Below are 6,320 nucleotides of genomic sequence, written 5' to 3'. Positions count from 1 at the left end.
CCCCCTACCCTGCCCCAGTTTCCGATTCGCGGCGAATCCCGTGGTTCAGGCCGGGAATCTTCCCCGCAGGGAAGATCTGCAATGATGATAACTTCGCTTTTGCATTTTTGGCAAATCCGGCGTATTTCGGAAAACAACAAGAATTTACGTTCTGTTTGAGGCGAGCATGTATACACACGAAGACCTGGCACGGCTGCAATCGCAGTCGCTGAAGATGCAAAGCTGGATCCGCCAGCAGACTTTCAGCCCCGAGAATACCAAGACGCTGCGCCGCTTTTCCTCCTGGGAAGTGGCTGAACTGATCTTCCGCATCAACCAGTCGACCTTCCGTGGCCGCCTCGCCGCCGAACCCGACCTTCCCGGCGGGGAAGTCGAGCCCGATGGCCGCCAGCGCTGGTTCTCGCTTGATGAGATCAATGCGCTGCGCCGCAAGATGAAGATCAACCGCAAATCGCTGATGCCCCCCCGCCCCGCCGGCAAACGCGCCTTCCGCGCTGCCGTCGCCAATTTCAAGGGCGGTGCCGGCAAATCCACCGTGGCCCTCCACCTTGCCCATGCGGCAGCGCTGGACGGCTACCGCGTGCTGCTCGTCGATTTCGACCCGCAGGCGACGCTCAGCCACTCCATGGGCCTCACCGACGTGGCCGAGGATTACACCGTCTGGGGCATCATGGCCCGCGATCTCATCCGTGAAACCGACCGGATGAACGCTGCCACGACCGGGGCTGCCAGCGGCACCGCCCTGCCCCGCCGCCAGATTCCCGCCTCGATCCGCGATCTGGGCCTCGGTGAGCTGCGCCATTCGGACTTCATCAAGCCGACCGCCTGGTCGACCATCGACATCGTCCCCTCCTGCGCCAATGCGGCCTTCGTCGAATTCGCCTCTGCCCAGTACCGGCACCTGAACCCCGAATGGTCCTTCTTCGCCGCCGTCTCGCGCTATCTCGACGGGCTTGGCGATGACGACTACGACCTCATCCTTTTCGACTGCCCGCCCGCCATCGGCTATCAGTCGATGAACGCAGTCTTTGCCGCCGACATGCTCTATATCCCCTCGGGCCCCGGCTATTGGGAATATGACAGCACCACCAGCTTCATCGGCCAGCTCGCCGAGGCGCTGGAGGATCTCTCTGGCTTCGGCCCGACCTTCCCCGCGGGGAAGGTAACGCTCCCCAAGGCTTTCGCCGATATCCGCTTCCTGATGACGCGGTATGAGCCCGGCAACGACCTGCACCGCGCGATGTTTGAAGCCTTCCGTAAGGTTTTCGGGGCACATGTGGCCGAACACCCGATCGAGATGACGCGCGCGGTTGAGCAATCCGGGCGGTTCCTGTCGTCGGTCTATGAGATCGACTACCGCGAGATGACGCGGGAAACTTGGCGCCGGGCGCGCGCCAGTTTCGACCGCGCCTATGACGAATTCAAGGGCAGCGTCATCGCTGCCTGGGACAAGATTTAAGGAGGCCGGATCATGAGCAAGAAACGCCGCATGTTCGACATCGACATCCCGGTAGAAGTCGTGGCCGATGCGCCCCGGACCTTCCCCGCGGGGAAGGTATCCGACACCCCTGCCCGTCGCGGCCCCATGGCGGCCGCGATCTCCGAGACCGCCGACGCAACCCGCGAACGGCAGGAGGTGGAGGCACAAATCCGCGCTGAAAACGACGCGCTTGCTCATGAACATGTCCGTCTGAAGCGACTTGGTCTGGTGATCGATCTGCTGCCCCTAGACCGGGTCGAAATGTCAAAGCTGGTCCGCGATCGCAAGAAGGGTCTCGACTACGAACTGAAAGAGCTGAAGGGCTCCATTGCCGAACTGGGCCTCTCGAACCCGATCCGCGTCGAGGCGCGCGAGGACGGGCGTTACGAACTCATTCAAGGCTATCGCCGCCTGTCCGCGTTCAGGGAGTTGCTGGAGGAGACCGGCGACACCGAGCGTTACGGCGCGATCCCGGCCGCCGTTAGTCAGCCCGGCGACAGTCTCGATGCGCTCTACCGCAAGATGGTGGATGAGAACCTTGTCCGGAAGGATATTTCCTTCGCCGAGATGGCGATGCTGGCGCTCGACTATGCGGGCGACCCCGATACCGAGGTCAGCGATCCCGACAAGGCGGTGGCGGTGCTCTTCAAATCCGCAGGCTATCAGAAGCGCAGCTATATCCGAACCTTCATCCGCGTGGTCGACCGGCTGGGCAAGGACCTGCGCTTTGTTGAGGAGATCCCGCGCGCGCTCGGCCTTGCACTGGCCGCACGGCTCGATGAGGTCGAAGGGATCGTCCTGATGATCCGCGAGGCGTTGAAGGACTGGGACAACCGCTCGGTCGAGGATGAGCTGAACGTGCTGCGGCGGTTCACGGGTGATGTTCCGTCCGAAGACGACCGGACCGCGCCGGATATGGTCAAGGCTGCGGCGAAGGCGGTGAAGCCCGCCAAGGCCAGGACCAGTTTTCAATTCGACCGACGCGAAGGGCGCGGTAAATGCGTGGCTGCCGTCGGCAAGCTGGAGATTCAGCTGGATCGTGACTTCACTACGATTGACCGGCGGCGGCTGGAACAGGCGGTGCGGTTGATGCTGGATCAGCTGGAAGGCTAGGGCAGGGGCCTTCCCCGCGGGGAAGATTCCCTTCGGTAAGGTGGGTTTAAACCCAGCTTACGCGCCATCGGCGTTGCGGTTTGGCAATCTTTGCCATACGTTCATCGGCAGGAGGTACCATGTCCACGATGAATGTATCCCTTCCGGCCGAGATGAAGGCTTGGGTCGAAGCCCAGTCCCAGACCGGCCGCTTCGCCAACACCTCCGACTACGTCCGCGACCTGATCCGCCGCGATCAGGCCCGCACGGCTGCGATTACCGAGGTGCAGGCAGCGGTTGACGCGGCTTTGGTCGGTGGACCTGCCGCAACATTCGACGCCGATGCGTTCAAAGCACGGATGCGTGCCGCCCGGAATGGCTAAGGGCCGTTATCGACTGACCCCGGCAGCCGAGGATGATCTGGCGGCAATCTGGCGCTTCACCGCCGAACGTTGGTCCGACGATCAGGCTGACCGCTATCTCGATGCGCTGGTCATGACCTTCGAAACTATCGCCGACTTTCCCGCCATCGCCCGAGAACGCTCCGAGTTCACGCCGCCCATCCGCATCCACCCCTCCGGCGCGCATTTGGTGATCTATCTGGATGGGCAGGGGGGTGGGACAGTGCTGCGCGTCCTGCACAACCGTCAGGATCTTCTTCACGCGCTCGACGGCTGATCTTCCCCGCGGGGAAGGTTCCGCATTCCTCACAGCCCTGCGGCTTTGGTCAGGTTTACCCGGAAGCGGTCGCGGCGGCGTTGATACCGACGGGTCATTTCCGCTGATGCGTGTCCAAGCTGCTTCTGGACGTAGCGCTCATCGACTTCGGCCGAACTTGCGAGACCGGCGCGCAAGCTGTGACCGGAAAAAAGCGCCAACCGGTCCTTTTCCGGCAGGTCGGCGCGCAGCCCGGCATCGCGGACTGTCCGCTTGATCAACCGGGCGACATGCTTGTCGCTGAGTCTAACTTCCAGCGCTCGCTTGCCGTCCCGCGAGGTCCGCACGAAAACCGGGCCGAAGTCGATCTTCGCAAAGTGCAGCCATTGCTCGAGAGCATGCACGGGGCAGGTTTGATCCGTGGAGCCGCGCCCGATCTCGACTTCGCGCCAGCCGGTCTTGGCGTTGAGCGTGAGGACAGCGCCATCGTCGAGGATCTCGATCCAGCCGCCGCTGTCGGGCGTGTCGTCCTTGCCAACGTCAAGGCTGACGATCTCCGACCGCCTCAGCCCACCGGCAAAGCCCAGCAGAAGGATCGCCCGGTCGCGCAGGCCCCGCAGATCGTGGGGCAGGGTGGCGACCATGGTGAGGATGTCTTCGGGCAAGATTGCTTCCTTCTGCACCGGCGGCCGCGCGTGCTTGCGCCTGATCCCCGCCAGCACGGTGGCGATGTGCCGGTTCTTGCGGTCGAGCGCAAAGCCGCGCTGCGCATAGTGCCAGGCAAGACCCGAAAGCCGCCGTTCGATTGTCGACACTAGGAGCGCAGGGGAGGGGCCTGACCCTGAGGCCAGATCGGCCAGATAGAGCCCGATCAGTTCGGGCGCGGGGGGCAGGGGCTCCGCCCCCTTCCTCCGGCACCAGCGGGCGAAGTGTTTCCAGTCGGCGGCATAGGCCCTGTTGGTGTTCTCGGCCGTCGAGGCTTTGGCGTAGTCACGGGCGGTGTCGATCAGCCGGTCGAGGATCCCGGATCCGGCGACATGGGCGGGCAGGGCGATAGAGGCTCCATCGGGAGCGTCTCTTGTGTCGAATTCGTTCTCACCGGTCGCATCCTGCGACGTCGAGCGCGAATTCCCGGCCTCCCGGGGCGTGTTTCTGGGTGTCTGGCTCATGGTTCTGAGCCTATCCCAATTATGTCCGATAAGGCAACCTTATTGGACATAATGAATAGCTGAAACGTGGGGCGGTTTACACACTATATTGTGGTGAAAAGCGCCGCCTTAGGATAGTGTTGTGGCATGACATATGCCCGAGTCGACTTCGATACTCTACCTCCAATGCCTGCGTGGATCACCTCTGCAAGGGCGGAAACCCTTGAAGATGTGGCCTTTTTGTCAGGTGCGGCGCTCAACCACCTGCATCTTGTGTCGAACCGCCCAGAGGTGCCCCAGTGCTTGTTGCGAGAACGCCTGGCGCTGCGTGCGGCGGAGGCTTGTACCGCGTTTATAGGGCGTCCGGAGCGGGCAGCGGAGCTGCGCGACGCGCTGCACCTGTTGAGGTCTGGCGATTTGCCTGGGCCAGCAGGGGAAACCTACCTGTCCTGGCAGCGTTCCGTTGAGCGGCCGACCTCGGTTAAGGCGCTGCATCGTGCCTTGCCTACCATCGAGTCTGGGCAGGTTGCCGAATGGCTGGATGCGGGGCAGGGCGCTCCGGTGACCCGCGCCGCGATGGTGTTGGAAACCGTGTTGGCCGACGTACCGCGTCAGGACGTGGCGGCATTAGTTCTGGCGGATGCCGCGCTGGCACAGGCGCTCGGTTGGAACCATGTTCTGCCGCTCCTGGCGCCCGGTTTCAAGCGAACCGACTTGAGGAAGGGCGGCACAGAGCTGGGAATGGCCTGTCATCGTGCCGTGACCAAGTCGGCAATCGAGGTCGTACGGCTGGCCGCGGATCTGGCGCGCCGGACAGCGTATTTGAAAGAGGCCGCGCCAAGACTCCGGGCCAAGGGCGCCGGGGACGCCGTTGATATGTTCCTAGCGCGCGATGCCCTGGCCCCTTCTGCCTTGCCCTTGCCGGATCGCTCCGCGCGGCGGCTTTGCGACCGGCTGGTTGACCTCGGCGCTGTCCGCGAACTCACCGGGCGCGATACCTTCCGGCTCTACGGGGTGTAGAGATGGCCAAGGACCATGCCGAACCCGACCTAGATAGAGAGCTCGAGGAATTGCCCACCGAGTTGCGCTGGCGCGAATGGATGCGCCGGATCGAGGCGGTTCTGTTCGCCTCTGCGTCACCGGTACCGCGCGAAGACCTCGCCCGCGTGGTGGGACAGGGGGTTTCAGTAGACCTCCTGGTCGAGGATCTCGCGGCCGACCTTGAGGGAAGAGCCTTCGAACTCGCCGAGGTCGCAGGTGGTTGGATGTTCCGTACACGCGCCGCCTATGCTCCCGCGATCCGGTCGGCGGCCGACGTTGGAGATCAATTGCCGGACTTAACCGAATTCGACGTCGCGGTGTTGGCCGCCATTGCCTACCACCAGCCGATCACCCGCGACGGGTTGAAGGACATATTCGGCAACGAGATCAGTCGTGACCTGGTAGGTCGATTGCATGACCGGGGCCTGGTTGGAACAGGGCCCCGTGCGCCCCGGCGCGGGGCTCCGTACACGTTCGTGACCACCGAACAGTTCCTGGTCACCTTTGGGTTGGAAACCCTACGCGACCTACCCGACCGTGAGCAACTCGACGATGCCGGTTTTTCTAGCCGTGCTGGCTAGCCATCTCGCGCGTCGTGCTCGTCCTCTAGCGTGACAATGCTTTGCGAAACGAAAGGGTGAAAGTCGGGCAACAGTGACATGATGCTTCCGTCTTCTTGGAGGAATTCATGCGCTGACCCCGGTATGAGACCTGGATCAAGGGGAATACGTGCATTCGGGTTGTGTAGGACCACCATTCCCTCCACCCACGTCTCGGTCGATCTTGGCCCAACTTCTTCTTCGAACGGTGTTGGAAAGGGGGCCTGCGAGTTGTTGTCGTTACGTTTCATTCCCATGCGTACCATCTTGACCCGCGGATCGCCGAACCCGGCCGCGATGCCC

Annotated in this window: 7 protein-coding genes and 1 pseudogene; 6 read left to right on the top strand and 2 right to left on the bottom strand. The window is 63.0% G+C overall.

Features of this window, described 5'->3' with window-relative positions:
* The first annotated feature begins 166 nt into the window (after nt 1-166).
* The 4 genes from WBB85_RS10105 to WBB85_RS10090 all read left to right on the top strand — a co-directional run bounded on the left by WBB85_RS10105 (nt 167) and on the right by WBB85_RS10090 (nt 3,250).
* Nucleotides 167-1,459, top strand: coding sequence for an AAA family ATPase (locus WBB85_RS10105; RefSeq protein ID WP_432638491.1), 1,293 nt, complete (start codon nt 167-169; stop codon nt 1,457-1,459).
* Between the two features lie 12 nt (nt 1,460-1,471).
* Nucleotides 1,472-2,593, top strand: coding sequence for a ParB/RepB/Spo0J family partition protein (locus tag WBB85_RS10100; RefSeq protein WP_432638490.1), 1,122 nt, complete (start codon nt 1,472-1,474; stop codon nt 2,591-2,593).
* Between the two features lie 119 nt (nt 2,594-2,712).
* A complete protein-coding gene (locus WBB85_RS10095; protein ID WP_432638489.1) occupies nt 2,713-2,955 on the top strand; it encodes a type II toxin-antitoxin system ParD family antitoxin in 243 nt (80 codons plus the stop codon).
* The gene (locus WBB85_RS10090) at nt 2,948-3,250 is read left to right on the top strand and encodes a type II toxin-antitoxin system RelE/ParE family toxin (RefSeq protein WP_432638488.1); all 303 of its coding nucleotides are present in this window, start codon (nt 2,948-2,950) and stop codon (nt 3,248-3,250) included. The genes WBB85_RS10095 and WBB85_RS10090 overlap by 8 nt, the downstream gene beginning before the upstream one ends.
* A gap of 29 nt (nt 3,251-3,279) precedes the next feature.
* On the opposite strand, the gene WBB85_RS10085 is transcribed toward WBB85_RS10090, so the two are convergent.
* Nucleotides 3,280-4,398 (bottom strand): tyrosine-type recombinase/integrase, encoded by a 1,119-nt coding sequence (locus tag WBB85_RS10085; RefSeq protein WP_432638487.1) that lies wholly within the window; start codon nt 4,396-4,398, stop codon nt 3,280-3,282.
* Between the two features lie 126 nt (nt 4,399-4,524).
* On the opposite strand from WBB85_RS10085, the gene WBB85_RS10080 reads away from it, so the two are divergent.
* Nucleotides 4,525-5,397: a DUF1403 family protein gene (locus tag WBB85_RS10080; protein WP_432638486.1), complete on the top strand. Its 873-nt coding sequence runs from the start codon at nt 4,525-4,527 to the stop codon at nt 5,395-5,397.
* A gap of 2 nt (nt 5,398-5,399) precedes the next feature.
* The gene (scpB, locus tag WBB85_RS10075) at nt 5,400-5,999 is read left to right on the top strand and encodes an SMC-Scp complex subunit ScpB (RefSeq protein ID WP_432638485.1); all 600 of its coding nucleotides are present in this window, start codon (nt 5,400-5,402) and stop codon (nt 5,997-5,999) included.
* Here the strand turns inward: scpB and WBB85_RS10070 are convergent.
* Nucleotides 5,996-6,320, bottom strand: a pseudogene (locus WBB85_RS10070) (hypothetical protein); the annotation flags it as partial. The gene scpB and the pseudogene WBB85_RS10070 sit on opposite strands and share 4 nt — an antisense overlap.

The organism is Albidovulum sp. (genome assembly GCF_049646345.1).
Taxonomy (GTDB): domain Bacteria; phylum Pseudomonadota; class Alphaproteobacteria; order Rhodobacterales; family Rhodobacteraceae; genus Albidovulum.
Note: the sequence above shows the minus strand (reverse complement) of the source record. Positions and strands in the feature narration are given on the sequence as shown.